Origin of the sequence: Streptomyces sp. NPDC058773, assembly GCF_042746015.1 — a bacterium.
GTDB lineage: Bacteria > Actinomycetota > Actinomycetes > Streptomycetales > Streptomycetaceae > Streptomyces.
In genome coordinates this window covers 38,572-61,936 of sequence record NZ_JBHYPE010000029.1, presented here as the reverse complement: position 1 = coordinate 61,936, position 23,365 = coordinate 38,572, and the positions used below count along the sequence as shown (strand labels likewise).

General features: G+C 70.9%; 22 protein-coding genes and 3 pseudogenes. 9 read left to right on the top strand and 16 right to left on the bottom strand.

The features are described 5' to 3' along the window. Positions 1–175: 175 nt before the first annotated feature. A pseudogene (locus ACFW5B_RS23785) lies at positions 176–316 on the bottom strand (FAD-dependent monooxygenase); the annotation flags it as partial. Positions 317–592: 276 nt separating this feature from the next. Between ACFW5B_RS23785 and ACFW5B_RS23780 the strand changes: the two are divergent. Further along, positions 593–1,123, top strand: a complete 531-nt coding sequence (locus ACFW5B_RS23780) for a MarR family winged helix-turn-helix transcriptional regulator (RefSeq protein ID WP_085923438.1) — start codon at positions 593–595, stop codon at positions 1,121–1,123. A 41-nt stretch (positions 1,124–1,164) separates the two neighbouring features. On the opposite strand, the gene ACFW5B_RS23775 is transcribed toward ACFW5B_RS23780, so the two are convergent. Genes ACFW5B_RS23775 through ACFW5B_RS23725 form a run of 11 tightly spaced genes read right to left on the bottom strand, consistent with a single transcriptional unit; the run spans position 1,165 to position 11,117 of the window. Then, positions 1,165–2,178 carry a Rieske 2Fe-2S domain-containing protein gene (locus tag ACFW5B_RS23775; RefSeq protein ID WP_386442988.1) on the bottom strand — a complete coding sequence of 338 codons (1,014 nt, stop codon included), beginning with the start codon at positions 2,176–2,178 and terminating at the stop codon, positions 1,165–1,167. Between the two features lies 1 nt (position 2,179). Further along, positions 2,180–2,407: a recombinase-like helix-turn-helix domain-containing protein gene (locus ACFW5B_RS23770; RefSeq protein ID WP_386442985.1), complete on the bottom strand. Its 228-nt coding sequence runs from the start codon at positions 2,405–2,407 to the stop codon at positions 2,180–2,182. Positions 2,408–2,426: 19 nt separating this feature from the next. Further along, positions 2,427–3,374 (bottom strand): PDR/VanB family oxidoreductase, encoded by a 948-nt coding sequence (locus ACFW5B_RS23765; RefSeq protein WP_386442982.1) that lies wholly within the window; start codon positions 3,372–3,374, stop codon positions 2,427–2,429. Positions 3,375–3,387: 13 nt separating this feature from the next. Further along, positions 3,388–5,016 carry a thiamine pyrophosphate-binding protein gene (locus ACFW5B_RS23760; protein WP_386442979.1) on the bottom strand — a complete coding sequence of 543 codons (1,629 nt, stop codon included), beginning with the start codon at positions 5,014–5,016 and terminating at the stop codon, positions 3,388–3,390. Positions 5,017–5,026: 10 nt separating this feature from the next. Further along, positions 5,027–5,809 carry an SDR family oxidoreductase gene (locus ACFW5B_RS23755; protein WP_386442976.1) on the bottom strand — a complete coding sequence of 261 codons (783 nt, stop codon included), beginning with the start codon at positions 5,807–5,809 and terminating at the stop codon, positions 5,027–5,029. Positions 5,810–5,828: 19 nt separating this feature from the next. Beyond that, complete coding sequence (locus ACFW5B_RS23750; RefSeq protein ID WP_386442973.1) at positions 5,829–6,581, bottom strand: SDR family oxidoreductase; 753 nt, start codon at positions 6,579–6,581, stop codon at positions 5,829–5,831. Beyond that, positions 6,574–7,095: a cupin domain-containing protein gene (locus ACFW5B_RS23745; protein WP_386442971.1), complete on the bottom strand. Its 522-nt coding sequence runs from the start codon at positions 7,093–7,095 to the stop codon at positions 6,574–6,576. Before ACFW5B_RS23745 ends, ACFW5B_RS23750 begins: the two co-directional genes overlap by 8 nt. Next, on the bottom strand, positions 7,086–7,883 hold the full coding sequence (locus tag ACFW5B_RS23740) for an alpha/beta fold hydrolase (RefSeq protein ID WP_386442969.1): 798 nt from the start codon (positions 7,881–7,883) through the stop codon (positions 7,086–7,088). Before ACFW5B_RS23740 ends, ACFW5B_RS23745 begins: the two co-directional genes overlap by 10 nt. Continuing rightward, positions 7,880–8,674, bottom strand: coding sequence for an aspartate dehydrogenase domain-containing protein (locus ACFW5B_RS23735; protein ID WP_386442966.1), 795 nt, complete (start codon positions 8,672–8,674; stop codon positions 7,880–7,882). Before ACFW5B_RS23735 ends, ACFW5B_RS23740 begins: the two co-directional genes overlap by 4 nt. Continuing rightward, a complete protein-coding gene (locus ACFW5B_RS23730; RefSeq protein ID WP_386442964.1) occupies positions 8,671–9,576 on the bottom strand; it encodes a VOC family protein in 906 nt (301 codons plus the stop codon). Before ACFW5B_RS23730 ends, ACFW5B_RS23735 begins: the two co-directional genes overlap by 4 nt. 17 nt (positions 9,577–9,593) lie before the next feature. After that, positions 9,594–11,117: an aldehyde dehydrogenase gene (locus ACFW5B_RS23725; RefSeq protein WP_386442961.1), complete on the bottom strand. Its 1,524-nt coding sequence runs from the start codon at positions 11,115–11,117 to the stop codon at positions 9,594–9,596. 320 nt (positions 11,118–11,437) lie between these two features. Between ACFW5B_RS23725 and ACFW5B_RS23720 the strand changes: the two genes are divergently transcribed. Next, on the top strand, positions 11,438–12,823 hold the full coding sequence (locus ACFW5B_RS23720) for an MFS transporter (protein ID WP_386442958.1): 1,386 nt from the start codon (positions 11,438–11,440) through the stop codon (positions 12,821–12,823). Positions 12,824–12,974: 151 nt separating this feature from the next. Here the strand turns inward: ACFW5B_RS23720 and ACFW5B_RS23715 are convergent, their stop codons facing one another. Together ACFW5B_RS23715 and ACFW5B_RS23710 are read right to left on the bottom strand one after the other, a co-directional pair. Next, a complete protein-coding gene (locus ACFW5B_RS23715) occupies positions 12,975–14,618 on the bottom strand; it encodes a histidine decarboxylase (RefSeq protein ID WP_386442955.1) in 1,644 nt (547 codons plus the stop codon). Positions 14,619–15,364: 746 nt separating this feature from the next. Next, positions 15,365–16,327 carry a helix-turn-helix transcriptional regulator gene (locus tag ACFW5B_RS23710; protein ID WP_386442953.1) on the bottom strand — a complete coding sequence of 321 codons (963 nt, stop codon included), beginning with the start codon at positions 16,325–16,327 and terminating at the stop codon, positions 15,365–15,367. A gap of 95 nt (positions 16,328–16,422) precedes the next feature. On the opposite strand from ACFW5B_RS23710, the gene ACFW5B_RS23705 reads away from it, so the two are divergent. The 4 genes and pseudogenes from ACFW5B_RS23705 (at position 16,423) to ACFW5B_RS23690 (ending at position 19,867) form a co-directional block, all read left to right on the top strand. Continuing rightward, entirely contained in the window at positions 16,423–17,166 is a 744-nt protein-coding gene (locus ACFW5B_RS23705; RefSeq protein WP_386442951.1) for an alpha/beta fold hydrolase, read from the top strand. A 483-nt stretch (positions 17,167–17,649) separates the two neighbouring features. Beyond that, positions 17,650–17,945: pseudogene (locus tag ACFW5B_RS23700) on the top strand (transposase); the annotation flags it as partial. Further along, positions 17,915–18,001, top strand: a pseudogene (locus ACFW5B_RS23695) (IS5/IS1182 family transposase); the annotation flags it as partial. The pseudogenes ACFW5B_RS23700 and ACFW5B_RS23695, both read left to right, overlap by 31 nt. A 237-nt stretch (positions 18,002–18,238) precedes the next feature. After that, the gene (locus tag ACFW5B_RS23690; RefSeq protein ID WP_386442948.1) at positions 18,239–19,867 is read left to right on the top strand and encodes a class I adenylate-forming enzyme family protein; all 1,629 of its coding nucleotides are present in this window, start codon (positions 18,239–18,241) and stop codon (positions 19,865–19,867) included. A gap of 35 nt (positions 19,868–19,902) precedes the next feature. Here the strand turns inward: ACFW5B_RS23690 and ACFW5B_RS23685 are convergent, their stop codons facing one another. Then, positions 19,903–20,562: a hypothetical protein gene (locus ACFW5B_RS23685; protein WP_386442945.1), complete on the bottom strand. Its 660-nt coding sequence runs from the start codon at positions 20,560–20,562 to the stop codon at positions 19,903–19,905. 37 nt (positions 20,563–20,599) lie between these two features. Further along, on the bottom strand, positions 20,600–21,082 hold the full coding sequence (locus ACFW5B_RS23680) for a YfbM family protein (RefSeq protein ID WP_386442942.1): 483 nt from the start codon (positions 21,080–21,082) through the stop codon (positions 20,600–20,602). Between the two features lie 402 nt (positions 21,083–21,484). Here ACFW5B_RS23680 and ACFW5B_RS23675 point away from each other — a divergent pair, with 402 nt between their 5' ends. The 3 genes from ACFW5B_RS23675 (at position 21,485) to ACFW5B_RS23665 (ending at position 23,309) form a co-directional block, all read left to right on the top strand. Next, complete coding sequence (locus ACFW5B_RS23675; protein WP_386442939.1) at positions 21,485–21,823, top strand: hypothetical protein; 339 nt, start codon at positions 21,485–21,487, stop codon at positions 21,821–21,823. A 136-nt stretch (positions 21,824–21,959) separates the two neighbouring features. Beyond that, positions 21,960–22,130, top strand: a complete 171-nt coding sequence (gene rpmF / locus ACFW5B_RS23670) for a 50S ribosomal protein L32 (RefSeq protein ID WP_363157731.1) — start codon at positions 21,960–21,962, stop codon at positions 22,128–22,130. A 9-nt stretch (positions 22,131–22,139) separates the two neighbouring features. After that, the gene (locus ACFW5B_RS23665; protein ID WP_386442935.1) at positions 22,140–23,309 is read left to right on the top strand and encodes a GTP-binding protein; all 1,170 of its coding nucleotides are present in this window, start codon (positions 22,140–22,142) and stop codon (positions 23,307–23,309) included. Positions 23,310–23,365: the final 56 nt, after the last annotated feature.

Sequence of the window (23,365 nt, the reverse complement as noted above, 5' to 3'; positions counted from 1 at the left end):
GTGGAGCAGCTCACCGATCAGATCACGCGTCCTCGCGCCGCCGCACCGTGGTTCCGGCGCCGCGGTCTGCAGCTGCGATCACGCGTTCGTGAGGATTTCGGCTTCACCCGCAACCCGGACGTCACCCCGGAGGTCGTGGCGGACCTGAAGTCACCGGGCTGGGTCCGCGAGGGCCGCCCACTGGTTCTGAGCCGTGCACCGCGGCGCCGAGCTTCCAACCCAGGTTGAGCGCGTCCTGAATCCCCGTGTTCATGCCCTGCGCGCCGAGCGGATGGTGGACATGGGCGGCATCGCCCGCAACCGACCAGCCCCCTGCTGTTTCGATCTGGGCGCCGAAGGACTGCGCGGCGATCGCTCCCCTGGTGTCCGACCGCATCGTGCGGGCGCCGTCGTAGCGGTGGACGTCGATGAGTCGGGCTCAGGTCTGCGCTTCGTCGCGCGTCAGTTGGGGCATGGTGCCGTACGGCCTGCGGGGTGTACAGAGGTCTCGGAAGACCGGGAAGGTTAGGGGCATGGCTTCTCAGCACTAAACTATTCCTGGTGATCGGGCCGTGGCCACGGCCCGGGAGGGCAGCTCGGGGAGGACCCACGGATGGCCAGGAAGACGGCGGCGCAGCCGGACGCGGTGGCGTCAATCATCGAGGACTGGCGGCGGGAGCGGCCGGAGCTGGACACCTCGCCGCTGGAGGTGCTGGCGCGGCTGCACCGTACGTTCCTGCGCTACAGCGCGCGGCTCACGGCATCGGTGGAGGCGCACGGGCTGTCGGTGGCCGGGTTCGATGTGCTGACGGCGCTGCGCAGGGCGGGCAGCCCGTTCCGGCGTACGGCGGGGCAGTTGGCGGACTCGGGGCTGATCTCGTCGGCGGGGGTGACGCTGCGCATCGACCGGCTGGAGAAGGACGGTCTGATTGTGCGGGAGCGGGACGCGGAGGACCGCCGGGTGGTGCGGTCGCGGCTGACGGAGGAGGGGCGGGCGAAGATCGACGCGCTGTTCGCGGAGCACCTGGAGAACGAGCGGCGGATGCTGGCCGGTCTCTCCCCCGCCGAGTGCCGTCAGCTGGCGCGCTTGCTGTCGAAGCTGGAGCGGTCGATCACGGAGGCGGAGGCCGGGGGCGACGGCTGACCGGCGGGCGACGGGCCGGGACCCGTCGCCGCGCGCACCGGTCAGCCCGCCGCGGACTGGGACTCGGCGCCCGCGCGGAACAGGCGCCGCAGCCGCACCACCCCCAGGTCGTGCTGGTAGAGGTTCTCCTGCTGGTCGGCGTCGGCCGGGAGGGCCTCCAGCATGACCCGGTCCTGCTCCAGGACGTCCCAGTGCCGTTGCTCGATCAGCGTCCGGTAGAGGAAGCGCCAGGTGTCGCGCTGCCAGCCCTGGACGCGCCGGTAGCGCCAGAAGAAGACCCCGCAGCGCTGTACGTCCACCGGGCAGACCATGCCGACGATGCCGAACGGGCCGCCGGGCCCCGCCGACGGGGGGTACGGGATCTCCAGGTCCACCCAGTCGACGCCGGTGCGGCACAGTTCCACCCAGTCGAAGTTCACGCCCCGCTGGTCGGTCTTCTCGAAGAAGTAGCCGCGGTCGGTCTCGCGGATGCGGAACTTGGCGGTGGTGTCCCCGTCGTACATGCTGTGCGACTCGTGGTGCAGGAACGCTCCGTGCATCGGGTCGAGGAGGTTCTCGACGGCGTAGCGCCAGGGCACGTTCCACTCGGCGTAGCACAGGAAGGCGTCGGTTCCGGGGTCGGTGAGCGGCTCGGGGAGGGTCAGCCCGGCCGGTTCGGGGTGTTCCTCGTCGCCGAAGTACGCCAGGATCGCGCCGCCGACTTCCTGTACGGGCAGGGAGCTGACGAGCTTCTTGCCCTCCAGGTTGCAGCCCGGCAGCCCGGGGACGGCGGTCACGGTGCCGTCGGTGGTGACCTCGACGCCGTGGTACCAGCAGGCCACCCGGTCGCCGAGGTGGGTGCCGAGGGAGAGGGGTGCGCCGCGGTGCGGGCAGCGGTCGGCGAGCATGGCGAGGGTGTTGTCGGAGCGGCGGAACAGCAGCCACTGCTCGCCGAGCGCGGTGACCTTGCGCATCGCGCCGGGTGCGACGAAGGAGGACGGGACGACGGGGTGCCACTGGTTGCGCAGGCCGGTGGCGTAGATGTGCTCGGCGGTGTCATGGCGGGACAGGGTCATGTCAGGCTCCCAGGCGGTGCATCTCGGCGCGGAAGGATTCCTCGGTCCACGAGGCGCCGTCGGGGGCGTGGACCAGGCGGGCGTTCAACCCCCGTACGACGTCGGTGAGTTCATGGCCGTCCTTGGTGAAGACCTCTTCGAGGGCGGCGGCCAGCTTGTACTCGTAGGGGGTGGGGTCGTGCGTACGGGACTGGTGGATGTCCAGGTACGGCCAGGTGGCGTCGGGCATGGGGGCCTCCAGAGGGGGGTCACAGGTCGAGGACGAGGCGGCCGGAGGCACAGCGCGAGACGCAGATCATCATGGTGGCGTTCGCGGTGTGCTCGGCCTCGCTGAGCAGGAAGTCGCGGTGGTCGGGGGTGCCGTCGAGTACGCGGGTCTCGCAGGAGCCGCAGATCCCGTCGCGGCAGGAGCTGTCGACGCTCAGCCCGGCGTCCTCGGCGGCCTGGAGGATCGAGGTGTCGGCGCCGACGGTGAGGGTGCGGCCGGAGCGGCGGCATTCGACCTCGAAGGCGGTCCGGTCGCCGGTGCGGGCGGCGGCGGGGGCGGGGGCGGCGAAGCGTTCCAGGCGCAGCTGTTCGGCGGGGCAGCGTTCCTCGACGGCGGCGAGCAGGGGTTCGGGGCCGCAGCAGTAGACGAGGGTGCCGTCGGGCAGGCCGGCGAGCGCGGTGTCGAGGTCGATCGGGCCGTCCTCGTCCTGCGGGACGGTCGTCACGTCGCCGGCGAGGGCCGCCAGTTCTCCGGTGAACGCCATCGAGGTGCGGCTGCGGCCCCCGTAGACCATGCGCCAGGGCGTGCCGCGCCGGGTGGCCGCGCGGGCCATGGCGAGGAGCGGGGTGATGCCGATGCCGCCGGCGAGGAAGAGGTAGCCGGTGGCGTCCTCCAGCGCGAAGTGGTTGCGCGGGCCGGTGACGGTGAGCGGCTGGCCGGGGCGGAGCCGGGTGTGGATGTGGCGCGAGCCGCCGCGGGAGGCGGGCGCGTCGAGGACGGCGATGCGGTAGGTGTCCGTGGCGTCCGGGTCGCCGCAGAGGCTGTACTGGCGGATCTGTTCGCCCACGTGGACGTCGAGGTGCGCGCCGGGTTCCCAGGCGGGCAGGGGTTTGCCGTCGGGGTGGGTGAGTTCGACCGAGAGGACGTGGTCGGCCTCCCAGGTCATGCGGTGCACCCGCAGGTCGAGGCGGGTCTCTGGAGCGGTCATGGTGGCGGCCTCCCTACGGGGTGGGGATCTTCACGGGCGGGGTGAACGGCTTCTTCATGGGCCCGAGCGCCGCCAGGTCGACCTCGACGAGCGTCGGCCCGTCGGCGGCGACGGACTCGGTGATCACCTGCTCGGCGTGCTCGGCGGCGGCGATCCGCCGGTACGGCAGCCCGCAGGCGCGGGCCAGCAGCGCGAAATCGGGTGTGGTCAGGTCGACGCCGGAGCGCCGGTCGCGGTGGGCGTCCTGCATGTTGCGCAGGACTCCGTAGCCGCCGTCGTTGAAGACGAGCAGGGTGAGGCGGGGGCGTTCCTGGGCGAGGGTGAGGAGTTCGCCGAGGTGCACGGCGAGGCCGCCGTCGCCGGCCAGGACGACGGTGGGGGTGTGCGGGCGGGCGAGGGCGGCGCCGATGCCCATGGCGAGGCCCTGGCCGATGCCGCCGCCGCGCGGGAAGACGTTGTCGCGCGGCTCGTAGATCTCCAGCAGCCGGTTGCCCCAGCTGCTGGCGGGGATGGTGACGTCCCGGGCGATGACCGCCTGCCGGGGCAGGGCGGCGCGGAGCGCGGCGCAGAGCGCGGCCTGGGGGCCGATGGCGTCGTGCAGGGCGGCGCGGACCTCGTCGCGGGCGGCGGTGATGCGCCGGGTCCAGCCGGGTTCGGCGGGCCGCGCGTGCGGCAGCAGTCGTTCCAGTACGGCGGTGGCGTCGCCGTGCAGGGGGTGCCGGGCCGGGTAGCTGCGGCCGAGGGCGGCGGCGTCGAGGTCGATCTGGAGGTGGGCCTCGGGCAGGCCGAGGCCGTAGTCGGCGGTTTCGTTGGAGCGGAAGTGGGTGCCGATGCTGAGGAGGAGGTCCGCGTCGGCGAGCAGGGCGCGGGCGGCCGGGGTGGTGGCGAAGTTGCCGAGGACCTGGGGGTGGTCCTCGGGTACCGCGCCGCGGCCGGAGTTGGAGGTGAGCAGGCCGGCGCCGGTCGCGGCGAGCAGTTCGGCGAGGGGGGTGCGGGCCCGGGTGGCGCCGCCGCCGGCCCAGATCAGCGGGCGCCGCGCGGCAGCCAGCAGCGCGCCGGCGGCTGCGAGTTCGCCCTCGTCGGGAGCGGGGGGCGGCGGCGTGGCACAGCAGGGCTCGGCGGGGTCGTCCTGGGCCGCGTACTGGAGGTCGATCGGCCATTCCACGCTCGCCGGGCCGCCGGGCGTGGTGCGCGCGGCGCGGGCGGCCGTGCGCAGGATGCGGCCGGCGTCCCCGGTGGACGGCACGGTGGCCGCGTAGGCGGACACCGCCGTCAGCATGCCCAGTTGGTCCTTGGTCTCGTGGATGAAGCCGCGTCCGCTGCCCAGGAATGGCGACTCCACCTGTCCGGTGATGTGCAGGACCGCCGTACCGGACGACAGGGCCTCGATGAGCGAGCCGGCGGCGTTGCCGGCGCCGGTACCGGTCGAGGTGAGGGCGCAGCCGAGGGTGCCGCGGGCCCGTCCGTAGGCGTCGGCGGCGTTCACCGCGGATGCCTCGTGGCGTACCGGGACGAAGCGGAGCTCCCGGTCGACGGCCTCGACGAGCGGCAGGTTGTGCACGCTGACGATGCCGAAGACGGTGTCGATACCGAGTTCGCGCAGGACGGCGACGAGGAGATCGCCTCCGGTGTCGTGACGCATGGTGCGCTCCTCAGAGAATGCCGCGGCCGACTCCGCCGCAGACGTCGATGCTGGTGCCGGTGATGTAGGAGGCGCGCGGTGAGAGCAGCGTGACGATCGGGTAGGCGACCTCCTCTGCGTGGCCGAGCCGGCCGAGGGCGATGCCCCGGTCGGCGGCCAGCTCCGCCTGCCAGTCCTCGTAGGTCATGCCGGAGTCCGCGGCCGCGTGGCGGCGGGTCCACTGACCGGTGTCGATCAGGCCGAGGCAGACGGAGTTGACGCGGATGCCGTCCGGGGCGAGGGCGCGCGCCAGGGACGTGGCGAGGTTGAGGAGGCCGGCGCGGGCGGCGCTGGTGGTGATCAGGCGCGGTTCGGGCTGTTTGGCGAGGACCGCGTTGATGTTGACGATGCTCGCCGCGTCCGAGGCCTTCAGGTAGCGGCGGGCCGCGTCGAGGGGGTGGAGGACGCCGGAGAACTTCAGCTCCAGCTCGTCGCGCCAGTCCTCGGCGGTCGCCTCGTCGAGCCCTTTCATCCGGGACTGCCCGGCGTTGTTGACGAGCCCGTCGAGGCCGCCGAAGGTGTCGGCGATGCGCCGGGCGAAGGTGTGGACGGCGTCCGCGTCGCGGATGTCGCACACGCCGGTCAGCAGCCGGTCGCCGTCGAGGTCGGCGGTCGCCCTGGCGAGCCGGCCGGCGTCCCTCCCGCACGTGGCGACGCGGGCGCCCTCGGCGAGCAGGGCGCGGACCGTGGCCAGGCCGACGCCCGAGCTGCCGCCGGTGACCCAGATGGTGCGGTCGGCGAGGCCCAGATCCATAACTCGGTTCTCCAGTCGCTCAGTTCATGGTGAAGCCGCCGTTGACGGCGATGGTCTGTCCGGTGAGGTAGCGGGAGGCGTCGCTCAGCAGGAAGGAGACGAGGCCGGTGAGGTCGTCGGGCTGCTGGGGGCGGGAGACGGCCCGGTTCAGGCGGTAGAGGTCGTGCCGCTCGGCGGGCACGGTCTCGGTCGCCTCGCATGTGGTGAGGCCGGGCGCCACCGCGTTCACGGTGATGCCTTCGTCGCCCAGCTCCCGGGCCATGCCCCGGGTGAGGGCGATGACCGCGCCCTTGGAGGCGATGTAGTGGGCCAGCCGCGGGGAGCCGTACAGGGCGGCGTCCGACGCGATGTTGATGATCCGGCCGGGGGTGGTGAACAGCGGGCGGAGGGCCTTCGACACGAGCCAGGGGCCGCGGGCGTTGACGGTCATCAGCCGGTCCCAGGCCTCGATGCCGAGGTCCCAGAACGCCTTGCCGCCGACGCCGTCGGCGAGCCCGGCGTTGTTGACCAGGCCGTACAGCCGCCCCTCGGCCCGTACCGCGTCGGCCAGGCGGTCGACGGACCGCGGGTCGGCGACATCGCACCGTACGAAGCGGGCGTCGAGGCCGTCGGCGCGCAGCATCGCCGCCGCCCGCTCGCCCCGCGCGGCGTCCAGTTCGGCGACGACGACCCGGAAGCCGTCGGCGCCGGCCCGGCGGGCCATGGCCAGTCCCAGGCCACGGCCGGCGCCGGTGACGACGACGGTGCGGGCGCCGCCGGGGGTGTCAGTCACGGGTGACGCCGTGCATCGGGGAGTACGCGGGGTAGGACGGCACCTGCGGCTTGCGGGTGCCGATGACGACGCAGAACAGGGCGTCGGTGTCGCCCTCGTTCTTCAGTGAGCGGGTGACACCGGCCGGCACGACGATCATGTCGCGGTAGCCGAGCGTGCGGTACTCGGCCTCGTCGGGGCCGCGGTGGATGCCGACCCGCACCCGGCCCTCCAGGACGAAGAAGGCCTCTTCGACGTCGTGGTGGGTGTGGGCCGGGCCCTCGGCGCCGGGCGGCAGCAGCATGTTGGAGAAGGTGAAACCGCCGGAGGGGAGGATGCGGCGGTCGCCGTCGTGATTGCCGGTGGCGCCGGAGCCGACGTAGCGGATCTGGCCGCGCCGGTACTGCGGGCCCGCCTTCTCCTGGAAGGAGAGCGTGTCGAAGTCGGCGACGCGGGAGTCCTTGGTGGCGATGAGGGAGTCGGTGTAGGCGGCGAGGTCGCCGCCGTTGTCGTAGGCGCTGGTGGTCAGGGGCATGACGGGCCTTCCGGTTGCTCGGTGACGAGGTCGAGGTGGGACAGGACCCAGGCGTTGAAGTGCGCGGGCTGTTCCTGGTTGGCCAGGTGACCGGCGTCCTTGACGATCACGTAGGCGGCTTTGTGCAGGGCCCCGGCGAGGGCCTGGGAGGCTTCGACGCCGGTGACCCGGTCCTGGTCGCCGCAGAGGACGAGGGCGGGGGCGGTGAGGTCCGCCAGTTCGCCACGGAGGTCCGCCGAGGCCATGGACGCGGCGGCGTAGGCGTAGCCGGGCAGGCGGACGGCGGCGGCCATGGTGTCGATGACGTGCCGGACGAGCGCGGGCGGCGCGTGCGGTGAGACGAGCCGGGGGCCGCGCCGCTCGGCGAAGGCGGCCGGGCCCAGCTCGGCCAGCTCGGCGGACCGGGCCCGCATCGCGTCGGCCTTCGCCGGGTCCGTCCCCGACCCCGGACCGGAGTCGGCGACGATCAGCGAGTCGACGAGGCCGGGGTGGCGGGCGGCGAGCCGCAGCGCGATCACACCGCCCCAGGAGACGCCGAGGACGTGGGCGGAGGTGCCATGCGAGCGGATCAGTGCGGCGGCGGTGTCCGCGTACCCGTCGAGGTCCAGCGGTTCCGGCGGATCGGGCGACGTGGCGTATCCGGGCGCGTCCCAAGCCACCACCCGGGCGTGTGCGGAGAGCTCGGCGAGCTGCGGGGCGAAGGCCGCGGACGAGGAGCCGATGCCGTGCAGGCACAGCAGCAGCGGCCCGTGCTCGCCGGCTCGCACCGTGTGGACCGGGGCGCTCACAGGATCTGTCCCGTCCGTCCGGCGAGCGCGCTCAGCGAGCGCAGCACCGCGTACGGCACGACCTGGCTGGTGGCGGGGTTGTCCGGGTCCGGAAGGTGGGAGACCTCGAAGCGGTAGGAGCCGTGTGCGCCGGATGCCTCGATGACATGGCGGGTGTGGTGGGCGGCGGGGTCGGCGACGACCCGGACCCGGACCGCGTCCAGGTCGCCGACGGCGAGTGCGACCGAGGCGGCCACGTTCGTGGAGCGGGGGAACCGCGCCGGGACCTCGCGGGCGGTGCCGGACAGCACCTCGACGGGGCCGGTGGCGGTCCGCATCCGGGTGAGCAACGCGTCGTCCATCCAAGGCTGTTCGAGGGTGGCGGGCAGTTTGGTGGTGGTCAGCCGGACGTCGTCGAGGGGCCCGAGGGACCGTACGGCCTGGAGGAGGTCCAGACCGCCGACCGCGCCGCCGGTGAAGTAGACCCGGCCCGGCCCGGTGGTGCGCAGCCGCCGCGACAGTTCCTCGTCGGTGAGGGCGCCGGTCGAGGCGACCAGCAGGTCCGTCCCGGAGGCGAGGACCCGCTCGCCCCAGGCGCGGACCACGCCCGCTCCCGCGGCCTCCACGATCAGATCGCAGCGCTCCAGGGCGTCCTCGAAGGGGACCTGCGGCGCGGGCGCGGACTCGCCCAGCGGACGGTTGTCGACCAGGCACACCAGCTCGGCTCCGGGCACCTGCTGCCGGGCGAGGGCGGCGGCGACGACGCGGCCGATGGCGCCCCAGCCGATGAGTCCTATCTTCCGGGCCGTCATGCGCGCACTCCTTCAGGGGAGCCCGCCATGTGGCGGCGTATCTCGGCGCACGGCGGGCCCGCCGTGCCCCACAGGTCGGACAGTTCGGGGGTCCGCCGCCACACCTTGGCGATCCAGCGGTCCTCCACGACCTGTGCGACCTCGGAGGTGTACTCGCACACGAGCCCGGTCGGGTCGGTGAAGTAGGAGAACGTGTTGTTGCCGGGGCCGTGCCGGCCGGGCCCCCACTTCGGGGTGATGCCGTGGTGCCGGAGCCTGCCCAGTCCCCGCATGAAGTGGTCGACCGAACTCATCTCGTACGCCACGTGGTTGAGGGAGACCCATTCGGCCTGGTTGAAGGCGATGCAGTGGTGGTCGGCGTTGCAGCGCAGGAACGCCATCTGATGCTCGGACCAGTCGGAGACGCGCAGGCCGAGCACGTCGCGGTAGAAGGCCACGGAGGCGTCGATGTCGGTGGTGTTGAGGACGGCGTGGGTGACGCCGACGGGGACGCCGGCGTCCCGGCCGCGCGGGGGGACCGCCCAGGTGTCGGCGGACAGCTCGACCAGGCGTCCTTCGTGGTCGTGGAAGCGCAGGCCGTAGCCGCCGCCGGCCTGGTCGAGCGGGCCGGGCCCGGACACCGTCCGGATGCCGCGCGCGGCGAGCCGGCGGGCGGCCTCGTCGGCCTCCGCGGGGGTGGCGACGGCGAACGAGAGCCGGCCGAGGCCGGTCCGGTCGGAGCGGGTGAGCTGGAGTGCGTGGTGTTCGTCGCCGGTGCCGCGCAGCCAGCTCGCGCCGCCGTCGGCCTCGACGGTCTCCAGGCCCCAGGCCTCCTGGTAGAAGTCGGTGGCCTCGGCGAGGTGCGGGGTGAGCAGCTCGACGGAGCGCAGGGCGCGCAGCCGGGCGATCGGGGGGTGGGGCATCGGATCCTCCGGGGTTGTCAGCGGGCCCAGGGCAGCGGGGCTTCCGAGAGGCCCCAGTACAGGGACTTCTGGCGCTGGTAGGCGCGGATGCCGTCGCGGCCCTTCTCCCTGCCGAGGCCGCTGTCCTTCATGCCGCCGAACGGCGTGGCGGCGCTGAACTGCTTGTAGGTGTTGATCCAGACGGTGCCGGCGTCGATGCGGCGCGCGAGGCGCCAGGCGGCGCGGTGGTCGCGGGTCCAGATCCCGCAGGCCAGGCCGTAGACCGAGTCGTTGGCCTGGTGTACGAGGTCGTCCTCGTCGTCGAAGGGCAGGGCGACCAGGACCGGGCCGAAGATCTCTTCCTGGCAGGTGCGGGCGGAGTTCGGCAGGCCGTCGAGGACGGTGGGCAGGTAGTAGGCACCGTCGCGGTAGGCGTCGCCGTCGGGGACGGTCCCGCCGCAGAGCACCCGGGCGCCTTCCGCGCGAGCCAGGTCGACGTAGGCGGCGACCTGGTCGCGGTGCGCATGGTGCACGAGCGGCGCGACCTGGGTGCCGGGGTCCGTTCCCGGCCCGATGCGCAGCTTCCGTGCCCGGTCGACGAGGGCGGTGAGGAACTCCTGATAGCGCTCGCGGGCCACGAACAGCCGCGAGCCGGCGATGCAGGACTGGCCGGTGGACGAGAAGATCCCGTACAGCACGCCGGCCAGGGCCTGTTCGAGGTCGGCGTCGGCGAGCACGACGGTCGGCGACTTGCCGCCCAGCTCCAGCGAGACCGGCATCAGCTTCTCGGCCGCCGCGTGGGCGATGGCCCGGCCGGTGCGGGTGCCCCCGGTGAAGCTGATCCGGCCGACCTGCGGGTGGCGTACGAGGGCATCACCGACGACCCGGCCGGGGCCCGGCAGGACGGACAACAGCCCTGCGGGGAGCCGGAGTTCGGTGAGCGCCCGGGTGATCAGGCGTCCCAGGGCGAGTGAGCCGAGCGGGGTCCATGCGGCGGGCTTGAGCAGGACCGCGTTGCCGGCGGCGAGCGCCGGGGCGAGCTTCTGTGCGTCACTGGCGAGCGGTGAGTTCCACGGGTTGATCGCGCCGACCACGCCGATCGGCTCGTACCGGCTCATCGTGAGGTAGTCGCCGCGGGCGGGGGTGAGGACCTCCTCCGCCGTTTCGACGGCGGCCGCGGTGTAGCGGAAGGTGGCGGCGGCGCTGGCCACGAGGGCGCGGGTCTCGGTGAGCGCCTTGCCGGTGTCGGCGGTCTGGAGCGCGGCGAGCCGCTCGGCCCCGGTGTCGACCGCCTCGGCGATGCGGTGCAGCAGCCGGGCCCGCCCGTGGGCCGGCAGCGCACGCCAGACGGGGTCGGCGGCGGCGCGGGCGGCGCGATGGGCGGCCTCGTCGACGTCGCCGGCGTCGGCACCGGCCAGGGTGACGAGGGTGCGGCCGGTGGCGGGATCGGTGGTCTCGACCGGATCGCCGCCGCCGCGCCGCCACTCCCCCGCGACGAGGATCTCGTCCGGGGTGGACTCCGGTGCGGGCACCGGTTGCTGCGCCGGTTCTTCGACGGTCATCCGCGGCCTCCTGACGGCGACTTGAGGGAGTCGGGCGAGCCGCCCGGCGCACCGGACGGGTCCGGCCGCTTCTCCCTACTTGCTTCAGCACTAGAAATCTAAGCACTTAACTATCTTCTCGCAAGGGTCGACGTCGAAAAAAGTTCCGTTGGTCAAGCCCTTGACGACCGCACCCCTCAGATCGGTAGAACTTAAGGGCTTAGAAATTTTGCGCTTACGGACGGGATGCCCGAGCGAGCTCCAAACGGACCCCGAACCCCCCGACGCCCCCTCCCCCTCGTCCCTCACCCGCCGCACCGGCGGGTCTGGAGGAATCCCGGATGAGCCTCGACACCTCCCCGGACCGCGACGCCGGCGCCGCCCGCGCCGCCATCGCGGCCCGCTTCGAACGCCTCCCGCTGTCGCGCTGGCAGGTCACCGTCCGCGTCGTGATCGGCGCGGTGACCTTCTTCGAAGCCTTCGACCAACTACTGATCGCCTATACGTTGCCCCAGCTGCGACAGGAGTGGAGCCTGTCCACGGCGCAGTCCACCCTGGCCCTGACCGTCGGCTCGGTCGGGATGCTGATCGGCGCACTGCTCTCCGGACGGATGGCGGACCGCACCGGCCGGGTCAAGGTCATCGCGCTGTGCATCGCCGTCTCCGGCGCCGCCTCGCTCGCCCTGGCCGCCGCCTCCGGGCCGGGCCCCTTCATGCTGCTGCGGTTCGTCCAGGGCCTCGCCATCGGCGGCGAGGTTCCGGTGGCGGCCGCCTTCATCAGCGAGATCATCCGCAGCCACGGGCGCGGCCGCTTCGTCCTCCTCTACGAGCTGGTGTTCCCCGCCGGGCTCACCGTCGGCGCGCTCTGCGCCGCCTGGATCGTGCCGGTGCTCGGCTGGCGCTGGATGTATGCGCTGGCCGCCGTGCCCGGACTGCTGTGCGTGCTGGTGTGGCGCACGGTGCCGGAGTCGCCGCGGTGGCTCGCCGAGCGCGGACGGCAGGCCGAGGCGGAGGCGACGATGGACCTCATCGAGGCGAAGGTGGCGCACGCGACGGGCCGGCCGCTGCCGCCGGTGGCGCCCGCCGCACCCCTCGCCGCGGAATCCGGCGGCGGCACCGGCGGCCTGTTCGGCGGCCGTTACCGCCGCCGCACCCTCGTCGTCGGCAGCCTCTGGTTCACCGGCTACTTCGTCAACTACGGCATCACCTCCTGGCTGCCCACCATCTACGGGGCCCGCTTCGGGCTCTCGCTCCCCGACGCGCTGCTCTACTCGACCGTCACCTCGGTCGCCGGACTGCTGGGCTGCCTGCTGGCCGCGCTCACCATCGACCGGATCGGCCGCCGCCGGATCTTCGCCCTCTTCCTGGGCGGCGCGGCCGTCGTCCTCCTCGTCCTGGCCGCTCTGGGCGCCCGTACGCCGGTCCAGGTGCTGCTGTGGACGTCACTGGCCGCGGTCTGCTTCTTTGGCTCCAACATCAGCCTCTACCTCTACACACCGGAGCTGTATCCGACCCGGATGCGGGCGCTGGGCTGCAGCGTCGGAGGCGCGCTCAACCGCGTCGGCGTGATCCTGGGCCCTGTGCTGGTCGGCGCGGTCTACGCCGGGAGCACCGGACTGACCGGGGTCTTCACGATGCTGGGCGGGGTCGCGCTGCTGGGGGCACTGGTGGCGGCCGCGTGCTGCGAGGAGACGGCGGGTCGGACGCTGGAGGAGCTCTCGCCCTGAGGTCCAGGGCCGCGACCCCCGTTCACCCGCCCCACCCGCCCCACCCGCCCTCAACCATCAGCAGATCGCCTGTTGCCGCGCACGCGGGGATGGACGGGCAACATCCCCAGAAGGCGGGCAGTCGGTTACGGTCCGACTGCCCGCCTGCGGGTTAGCGTTGGTGGGGGAGCTGGGGTCGTTCGGCGTCTTGTTCGGCGGAGCGGTCGAATGCTCCGGGGCGGGAGAGGTCGTCAAGGAGCTCGTCGATGAGTTCCTGCGTGACGTGCGGCATCACGTAGACGTGGCTGTAGTCGTGCCGGCGGCCGCCGAGGTTGAGCGGCACGCAGGCGAGCGAGTACTTGTGTGTGATCTCGGCGCGGGGCTGCTGGAACCAGACGCTGAGCGCGTGATCGCCGTGTCCTACCTCGATGCCGTCCTCGGCCCAGGGCTCACCGCGTTCCTGCAACTGCACGCTCAGCTGGCGCAGGCGCTCGGCGGTGTACTCGGCGATCCGCAGGACCTCGGCGGCCTGGCGGACCTGCTGCTCCTCGCTGAACTGGGCGAGGTGATTCCACATGGCCAGGGAGGCGAAGCCGCTACGGGAGCCGGCGAAAGTGCTGTCGGGGGAGGAGACGACCGCCGGGTCGGACGGCGGGCGCAGTTTGGATCCCGCACGGGACATGTAAATCCCGGTGGGGACGGGCGCGCCGGGGTACTTGTGGCCGCTGGTGACGATCGAGGACACTTCGGGAATCCGGAAGTCGAAGACCGGGGGCGCGCTGTCGATGAGCCCGTTGTCGCGGGCCTTCTCCAGGTACGGGGCGTAGGCGCCGCCGAGGGCTCCGTCGACGTGGATCCAGTACCCGTTGCGGATACTGACGCGCTCGGGGTCGTCAGGGTCGAAGCGCACGGTGCGGTCGACGAGGCCGTGCTGCTCGAATACCGGGCGCAGGCGCTCGCAGGCGCCTTGGACGTCGTCGTAGGCGCCCTTGAAGACGCTGCCGATGTTGAAATTGACCAGGACGGGGTGGCCCTTGGCGGCGAAGAAGTCCACGAGGGCAACCAGGGCGTCGACGTCGACCGTGCCCGGCCCCTCGTCGCCACCAGTGGTCGGGACTCCGCCGAGCGGCCAGCCGTTGTACGCCTGCATCCCGGTGCCGGCCACGTCGATCGGGCACTCGCCTGGGTAGAGGCTGCCACCCAGGTCGTAGAAGGTCGGGATGTCCAGCACCCGCATCGCCTTGATGTGCGAGTAGTGGGTCTCCTGTGAGAAAAACGCCACCGGCATGTATGCGTTGGGGTTGTCGTCGGGGTGCTTGGCCCGTAGATAGCTGGTACGACAGCTGGCGTCCCCGGAGACCTCGTCGCGTACCAGAGCGTTGCCGTCGAGGTAGTCCCGCGCGTTCCACATGGCGTACAGGTTGCCCTCGGTGCTGCCCATGGACAGGACATACCCCCACCCGTCCTGATCCCCAGGGCTGGCCGGATCCTTGGGCAGGGGGGCATGCCACAGACGGGCGTAGTGCTCCAGGACAGCCCGCTCCAACCACCGCGAGTGCAGGCTGTAATTGCTGTCGACGAACGGGTCCCCGATGTTGTTGATGTGATAACCGAGGAAACGCCCCAGAGCGGCGTGGCCGTCGAGCGACAGGTTCACCTGGTAACCCAGAAGACGCCCGCTCTGCCCGCCCAGATACCTCTCCAGCTTGGCGAGGACCGCGGTCCGCTGCTCATCGGTGTAGGCGACGCTGCCCAGCCGGTAGTCGTCGTTGGCCGGCTGCGCCGTCAGTTGCGCATCGGAGTGTTCGGCAATCATTCTGTTTCCGATTCTGAAGGGTTGTGAGATGAGGTGTGAATCGCCGCCGGGCGGCACCGATCTCGACAATCGCTCGGATCCAAAGGGACGAAGCAGGCTGTGAGAATCAGCCGCCTTTATGAACTTCAACGGGCGGTAGTCGGAGTGGCCGGTCGCCGGACGCCGAACCGCCGCAGCAGTCATCGTGATGCGTTGCCGCCCTGCCCAGGGCCTCGCCACACACAGGATATGCATAATGCGATGCCCCGACTACCCACCTGTCTACCTTTATCGCCATCTAGTCATTTCGAGCGAGAAAAGGTTTGCTCTCAATTTCCCGGAGTTCCTTCAGGAGTGACGTTTCGGCAAGCGGCGGAGAGCATACTTGCGTCATTTGATTGCCCTCCTGAGCAAATGCGATCTCTTTCGGCCGCGACTACCCCGCTCGTGCCCAGGCCACCGTCGGCTGGCCGACCCTTCCCAGGCCGAGACGTGCTGGGCACAGGCCCGCGGCAGGCGCAGTCCGGCGAGCTGCGGCAGAACCCCGTGTGCCGGACCGCCAACCGCGCCGTTGGTCGCCCGTCTGCCCATGCAGGGATGGGCTGCGCAGTCTCACCCCTCAGGTATGGACCCGCAGGCCGGCTGGAAGATCGTTTCGCCGGTGAATCGAGCCGCCCGCCCGGTGAGTTGGCAAGCCGCACCACATTCAGGCACCGGCTGGGCAAGGCGGGCACCGGCGACCGTCTCGGTGGCCTCCACGGCCTGCTCTACTTCTGAGTGCCCTCAGGCGGTCGGTCGGCGGCGGCCGTGAGCTGTTGGGCCAGGTCCTTGAGCGATTGGCGCAGTTGGTCGGGGCCGTGGATGGTGAAGGGCCATTCCAGGGAGGCGAGCAGGCGAGCCACGCTGTCCAGCCGTGCGGCCTGCGCGCGCATCAGTACGCCGGTGGGGGTGGCGGTGAGGGTGGCGATCGTGCGGGGCAGCCGGCGCGCGATGTCCTCGATGGGGCCTTTGATCAGTACCTCGATCTTCCACGGTGCGGGTGTCCGGGCCAGAGATGCGGTGAGGTGGGTAACCGGGTCGAAGTCGTCGGGGGCGGTGAATTTCGCCGCGCGGGGAGTGGCGGATGCGATCCGGTCGATGCGGAAGGTGCGCAGGCCGTCACGGAGGTGGTCGTGACCGACGAGGTACCAACACCCGGAATGGAGGACCACGCCGTACGGGTCGACGTCGCGCTCTGTATGTTCCTGGTGCCAGGAGCGGTAACGCAGGCCGACGGTGTGACCGGAGCGGCATGCCCGCGCCAGGGGCAGCAGTATGCCCGCTTCGGGGGCCTGCGCGAGCACGGTGCTGTTGGTGAAGGACAAGGTGTCCCGCATGGCGGCCAGCGGCTCACGCAGGTCATCTGGGAGCACTCGTTCGATCTTGGCAAGGGCGCCGGCGCCTGCTGGAGCGGTGGTGCTCATGCCCAGGCGGTCTGCGGCGAGCAGGCCCAGCATGATCACGAGGGCTTCTTCGTTGGTGAGCATCAGCGGTGGCATCCGGTAGCCACGGGCCAGCCGGTAGCCACCGAAGCGTCCCCGGTCCGATTCCACCGGGATGCCCAGCTCGCGCAGGCGTGCTGCGTAGCGCCGCACCGTACGCACGTCGGCCCCCAGGCGGTCTGCCAGCTGTGCACCGGTCAGTCCTGGGCGTGTCTGGAGGAGTTCCAACAGGGCCAGGACGCGCGTCAAGGGATATGACATGGATCACTCGGAATTTCAGGGCGGAAACTGTCCTGTATGGACTCTACTCTCGCCAAAACCCCTTTAAGTCAAGGAGAAAACGTATGGCCACCTTCGTACTCGTCCCTGGCGCCTGGCTCGGAGCATGGGCGTGGGAGGCCACCGCGCATGCGTTGCGGTCGCGTGGCCACGCGGCGCTGCCGGTGACGCTGACCGGCCTGGGCGAACGATCCACCCTCGCCACCCCGGAGGTGGGCCTGGACACTCACATCGACGACATCACCGCGTTCGTCATGGAGCGGGGCCTGCACGAAGTCACCCTCGTGGCGCACAGCTACGCGGCGGTCCCCGTCACCGGTGCTGCGGGCCGCCTCGGGTCGCGACTGGAACGCCTGGTCTATCTCGACAGCGCTCCCTTCGCAGAAGGCACGTGCCTGCTCGACGTCATGCCGGACGACACGGTGGACCAACTGCACCAGCAGGTTGCCGAGCACGGAGACGGATGGCAGTTGCCCTTGCCGCCCTTCGGCCTTCTCAGCACATTCAGCTCTCTCGAAGGGCTCAGCGAGGACCAACTCGACCTCATGCGCACCCGAGCCACGCCCCAGCCGTTCTCCACCTTCGCGCAGCGGCTGGCCCGCCCTGGTGAGCTCGACGATGACGTCGACCACGTGATGGTCGCCTGCCACGACGCACAGGCCCTGCTGGATGCCGGAATGCCGACCCTGGCCTTCCTCAACCAGCCACCGTGGCGGCGTTTCTATCTGCCCACCGGGCATTGGCCCATGCTGTCCGCGCCTGTCGAACTCGCCAAGACCCTCGACGCAGTCGTCTCTTCCGGATGCTGACAGCCATGACCAGCTCCCATGCGTCCCCTGCGCGTTGTGGATCGCCTGTCATGTGCCCTCGCACAGAAAGTCGCCGGCGACGAAGGTGCCAAGAGCTTGGGGAAGGGCGGGCCCGCCTCGTTCGGGAGCGTTGAGAACGGTCTTGTCGTCCGGGTGAAGACGGATGGCCGGGCCGCCCAGTGCACGCGACCGGGACTCGCCTTCAGGAGTCCGAGCCGGGCTTCGGTTCCCGTTTCGGTGCTGCCGAAGTTCAAGCGCCAGTCGTTCCCCTCGAACGGTCCGCACTGCCTTGGTCATCCCTCGATTGCGTCACCGAGGCGGCACCGGCCCCTCGGCGAGCGTTTATCAACATGCCGGTCGGTCGATCCTCAGACGCTTCTGCGAAGCCACCGGCTCCGGCTCGGACAGAAAGGACAAGTAGGCCTCGGCCCTGTCGAGAAGTGGCCGTTAAGAGCGATGAGGTGGATCGGTCTTGGTGGGGGAAGACGGTTCAGATATCCAGGCCGCAAGCCAGCCCCGGCCCGGCAGGTGCTGTGCGGGATCCTGTTCGTACTGCACGCCGGCATCCAGTGGGAACACCTTCCCCAGGAGCTTGGCTTCGGGTCCGGTACGACGTGCTGGCGGCGGCTGCGGGACTGGAAGGAGACCGGAGTTTGGCACCGGCTCCACGAGGTGCTGCTGGCCGAGCTGAACGCGGCGGCCGCCTCGACTGGTCGCGGGCGGTCGTCGACTCCAGCCACGTCAGAGCGTTAAACGGCCACCAGGCGGCGAACTCGCCCTCACCCCACGCACCGTCAACCGGGCCCTGGCCGCGACCAGGCCGCCGGTGTCGAAACCGGACGCGGAGCGCAGCGCCGGCCCACCTCCACCTGCGCGGAGAGCACACCGCCTACTCCCACGGAGAGCGGTTCCCCAGCCACGATGACGGGCGTACTGTGCACGCTCTCAAGCGCTCAACTGACCTGCGGATACCGATTCTCCATCAAGGCATGGGCATGGTACTCCGCCAGCTGATGGCCGAAGGTGGCCCCCGTGAGGCCACGGCTTCTGAGCAGCATGTTTGGATGTGTTGGTGATTGTTAACGCACAGCAAACATCCGAGCCGCGGACGTACTTAGACCGCATTCTGGAGCACTGGTACAAGGACGAGGACGCCGAGGCGCTCGTCCAAGGGGTGCAGCGGCTGACCAGGGGAGAGGCCCGTCGGCGGCTGTTCGAATTGGGGCATGCGCTGCGCGGGCAGGGTCTCGCGCCCGGCGACGGAGTGGGCCTTTTCCTGGCCAACCGTGTGGACTCCGTCCTGGTGCAGCTCGCCGTCCATCTCATCGGCTGCCGTGTCGTGTTCCTGCCGCCCGAGCCAGGGCCCGGCGAACTCGCCGCGCTGGTCGAGCAGTCCCGGGCGCGCGCCGTGGTCACCGACCCGCTCTTCGCGCAACGGGCCGCCGACGCGGCCGGCCGCAGCATGCACACCCCCGCACTGCTCAGCCTCGGGCCGTGTGAGCAGCAGTGCACCGACCTGCTGGCCCTGGCAGCCGAGTGCCCGGACACGCGCCCCGAGGGCGTGCCCGCCCCGGGAGCGGACGAAGTCGTCACCGTGCTCTACACGGGCGGAACCCTGGGCCGCCCCAAACTCGCCTCGCACAGCCACCGGCTCTACAACATGCTGGTGGACTTGGTGGATGACGCCCAGCAGGGCTCCGGCTCCACGTTCTTCCCGAACATGGACCAAGGCACGGACAGGGTGCTCGCCGCCACACTGCTCACGCACGGCAGCGGCCACCTCACCTCGCTCCAGGCTCTGGTGACGGGGTCCACCCTCGTCGTGCTGCCCGAGTTCGAAGCGGGCGCGGCGCTGACGGTACTCCGGGAGGAGCGGATCACCGCCACCATGTTCGTACCGCCCATGCTGTACGCGGTTCTCGACCACCCGGAGTGCGAGCCGGGCGCGCTGCCCGAGCTGCGGCGGATCGTCGTCGGCGGTGCGGCCACGTCGCCCAGTCGGCTGCAGCAGGCGGTCGAGGTGTTCGGGCCCGTGATCGGCCAGGGCTACGGGCAGTCGGAGGCGCTCGGTATCACCGCGTTCGGTGCGGAGGATCTCGCCTCGGAGGGAGCCGGGCGCCCCGAGCTCTGGCGCAGCTGCGGCCGTGCGATATCCGACGTCGAGATCGAGATCCGTGGTGAAGACAGCACGGCGGCACTCCCCGTCAGGCAGGTCGGCGAGGTGTGCGTCCGTGGCGAGACGGTGATGCTCGGCTACTACGAGGACCCGGAGCGCACCGCGGCGGCGCTGCAGGACGGCTGGCTGCGCACCGGGGACATGGGCTATCTCGACGCCGAGGGGTACCTCTACCTCGTCGACCGGGCCAAGGACATCATCGTCACCGGCCGTACCAGCGACAACGTCTACTCCCGGGTCCTGGAGGACTTCCTGCTCACGCTGCCCGGTGTGCGCAACGCGGCGGCCCTGGGCGTGCCGGACGAGGAGTACGGAGAAGCCGTACAGATCTTCCTGGCCACGGCCGAGGGCGGCCCCGACGTCGACCCGGAGGCGGTCGGCGCGGCTGTGACCGGCGAGTTGGGCGAGTTGTACACGCCCCGAAGGACGGTCCTGCTGGACCAGCTGCCGACGACCAAGGTCGGCAAGGTGGACAAGAAGGCGCTGCGCACCGCGTGGGCGAGCGGGAGCTTGGACACGCCGTAGGCTCCGTTGTTGTGGAACACCCGGCCGGTGCGGGGTCAAGTGCGTTGGGAAGACAGGGTCTTTGTGGCGCATCTGGACCGGCCCCCTTTCCCCTGTGAAAGGGGAAGGACGGCGCTGCTGTCCCCTGGGTGCCCTGTGGGGAGGTCGCGGGAGCTGCGTCCGCACCGGAGCTTCCCGGCCTCGATCTCTTCACCGAGGGGCACGTCGCCGGCTGGATCCCGGACGGGTGGCTCGCCCTCGGTGAAGAGCATGCCGAACTGAGGAAGCCCATCCGGCGTTCCCGGAGTGCGCGAAGGGCGTTTCAGAGCTGGCCGTTCCCGGACATAGAGATCGACCTGGGGATGGGCGGCGCGAGCGAGGCGCGAGAAAGCCGGGGCCGTGATGCTGCCGAATACGCATAGGACTCCTCGGTCCCCATCGAGATCGTGGAGCTTGCCGATGAACTCCTCGACCGTCGCAAGGCCGACCGCGGTCTCCAGCCCCCGCTTGCACACACCCCGCCGCACCCCGCGCGCGAGCCGGATAGACAGATGAAGCAGCAACCACAACCCGGCCGGCATCGGCAGCACCACGAACACGGAATCCGCGACCACCCCCAGCCTGTACAGCACCGGCGGCACCGCCATCAGCAGCACACCGACGGCGAGCCGCCCGGCGGCATCTCGCTTCAACAGACCGGAGTTGTGCCGCAGCACCTACGCGATATCGGGTGCCACCGGCGTCTCCGCATCCTCAGAAGCTGAACTCCATGAACGCCCCATATCCCCCCTCGGCCGCTTCGGTGAAGAACGTGACGACCTCCTCGTACGCGTCCTTCAGCCATTCCAGTTCGCCCTCGCAGTCCCAGACCCGGGGGTAGATGTTCTCCGCCAGCATCTTCTCCGGGTCGAAATGGACCGCCAGTTGCTCCCACGGGAGCGCTCGCAGCCGCTTCGCCAGGCTCGCGACCTGCTCCGGCGGCCAGGCGAAAAGGGTGCCGTCCTCCAGGAGCATGTCCCCGTCCATCAGGAATTCGAGGCTCACATCGTCAACCTGGCCGAGCAGGTACTCCAGGCCCGCCCATGCCTTGTCAGGGCCGCCGCAGGGGCGGTCCGGCGTGGAGAACTCTCCGTCTCCCCAAAGCCCATCGATGAAGTCCTCGACCCACCCGGGATCCTGCTCGCCCTTGTCCAGCTCTTCGAGCGTCGCGGCGGTGAAATGGATGGTCATGCCCATGGAAGTCAATCCCCCTTGTCGCAGCGGCAGTTCGAGCCGCTGCTCGTACAGTCACTGCGAGTGTGGCACGGGGGTCTGACAAGAGGCCGGGCCCCCGCGCGCATCATGCGCGTCACACCACTTGTCTGGGCAAAAAACGCACTCTCGGAGCCGGGCCCCTGCAATCCGCAGCCACAACCGCCGGGGAGCTGTTGGAGCGGCTGAGCGCGCGGGCGGGACTGAACCGTCGCGTCGGGGCGCACATGGCCCGCCGGGCGTTCGCCCCGAGCGTCGCCGACGCCGGCGGTGGGCCGGATGAGGTCCAGGCGGTGCCGGGGAAAAAGAGCCCTGTGTCGCAGGGGCCATACCGGTTCCCCGACCCGGGGCGGGTACGAGCGGCGGTCGAGCGGGTGCCCTTGCCTCGTGGGATTGACGGTGCGGAGGCGCCGCGCGGACAAGGCGATCTGCACCACCCGCGACCTGTCCGTCGACGGCCGCTGGGCCGTCTGCTCGACGCACCAGCGGAAGACGTTGCTGTGGGAGACGCATCGCCCGACGACCCGGCCGGTCGAGTGCGCGGACACCTCGGGCCGGCACGCCCCGGTCTTCAGCGAGAGCGGGCGCAAGCCGGCCGTACCGGCCGAGCGCCATCTGCCGCTCTGGTCCATCGGCCCCTGGCGCATGCTTGCCGTGGCGGAACGGGGAGGCCGCATCACGCTCCTGGACGTCAGCGGTGACACCCCACCGCGGCCCGGACGGTGACGGAGGAACGGACGGTGGCAGGGCAGAGGGCCGAGGTGGTTGTGCGACCCGGCAGCCGCCCATCCCCGCCAGTTTGGAAATGGAAGTCATTTTCATATAAGCTTTGCCCGTCACCTACTCGTGCAGGAGGTCGGCCATGGCCGTACCCAAGCGGAAGATGTCCCGCAGCAACACCCGCCACCGCCGCGCTCAGTGGAAGGCGGCCACCCCGCAGCTCGTGCCCGTCACCGTCGACGGCACCCCCTACCTCGTCCCGCAGCGGCTGGCCAAGGCGTACGAACGCGGGCTGCTGCGCCCGGAGAGCTGAGACCACGGCATGACGCACAACCGACTGCCCGTCACCGTCCTGTCGGGCTTCCTGGGCGCCGGCAAGACCACTCTGCTCAATCACGTCCTGACCAACCGGGAGGGCCTTCGGGTCGCGGTCATCGTCAATGACATGAGTGAGGTCAACATCGACGCGAGCCTGGTGCGTGGCGGCGAGGCCGCTCTCTCGCGTACCGAGGAACGCCTCGTCGAGATGACCAACGGCTGTATCTGCTGCACGCTGCGCGATGACCTGCTCGAAGAGGTCGACCGGCTGGCCCGCGAGGGCCGCTTCGACTACCTCCTCATCGAGTCCAGCGGCATCTCGGAACCGATGCCCGTCGCCGCCACCTTCGCCTTCCCGCGCGACGACGGAGCGACCCTGGGCGACCTGGCCAGGCTCGACACGATGGTCACCGTCGTCGACGCCGCCAACTTCCTGCCGGAGCTGGCCGGCGGCGACGGGCTGGCCGAGCGGGGGCTGGACCAGTACGAGGACGACGAACGCACCGTCAGCGACCTGCTGATGGACCAGATCGAGTTCGCCGACGTCATCATCCTCAACAAGATCGACCTGGTCGATGCGGAGAACGCCGAACGGCTCGAGGCCACCCTCGCCCGCCTCAACCCGGCCGCCCGCATCGTGCCCGCACTGCACGGCCGGGTGAGCCCCGGCGAGATCCTGGGCACCGGACTGTTCGACCTGGAGCGGGCACAACAGGCCCCCGGCTGGGTGCGGGAGATCAACGGCGACCATGTCCCGGAGACCGAGGAGTACGGCATCTCCAGCACGGTCTTCCGTGCCGGTGCGCCGTTCCACCCGGGCCGGCTGTGGACCTTCGTCACGGAGGGGCTGGACAGCGGCGCCTACGGTCAGATCCTGCGTTCCAAGGGCTTCTTCTGGCTGGCCAGCCGCCCGAACGTCACGGGCTTGTGGTCGCAGGCCGGAGCGGTCGCCCGTTTCGAGCCGTCCGGTGCCCGCGGCACCGGAGACAGCCAGGGGCAGGAACTGGTCTTCATCGGCACCGGGTTGCGCGCTGAGGCACTGCAAGCAGCCTTGGCCGACTGCCTTCTGGCCGACGGGGAACAGCTCTCCGACGACCCGTTCCCCGTCTGGGACACGTACGGAATCGACGACGCCTGCGAGCACGAGCACCCGGAGCTGGTGCCGCAGGCATGACAGGCTCCGGGTTGGGCGGTGGTCGCAGCCACGGCACCGCCCAACCCGGCAACTCA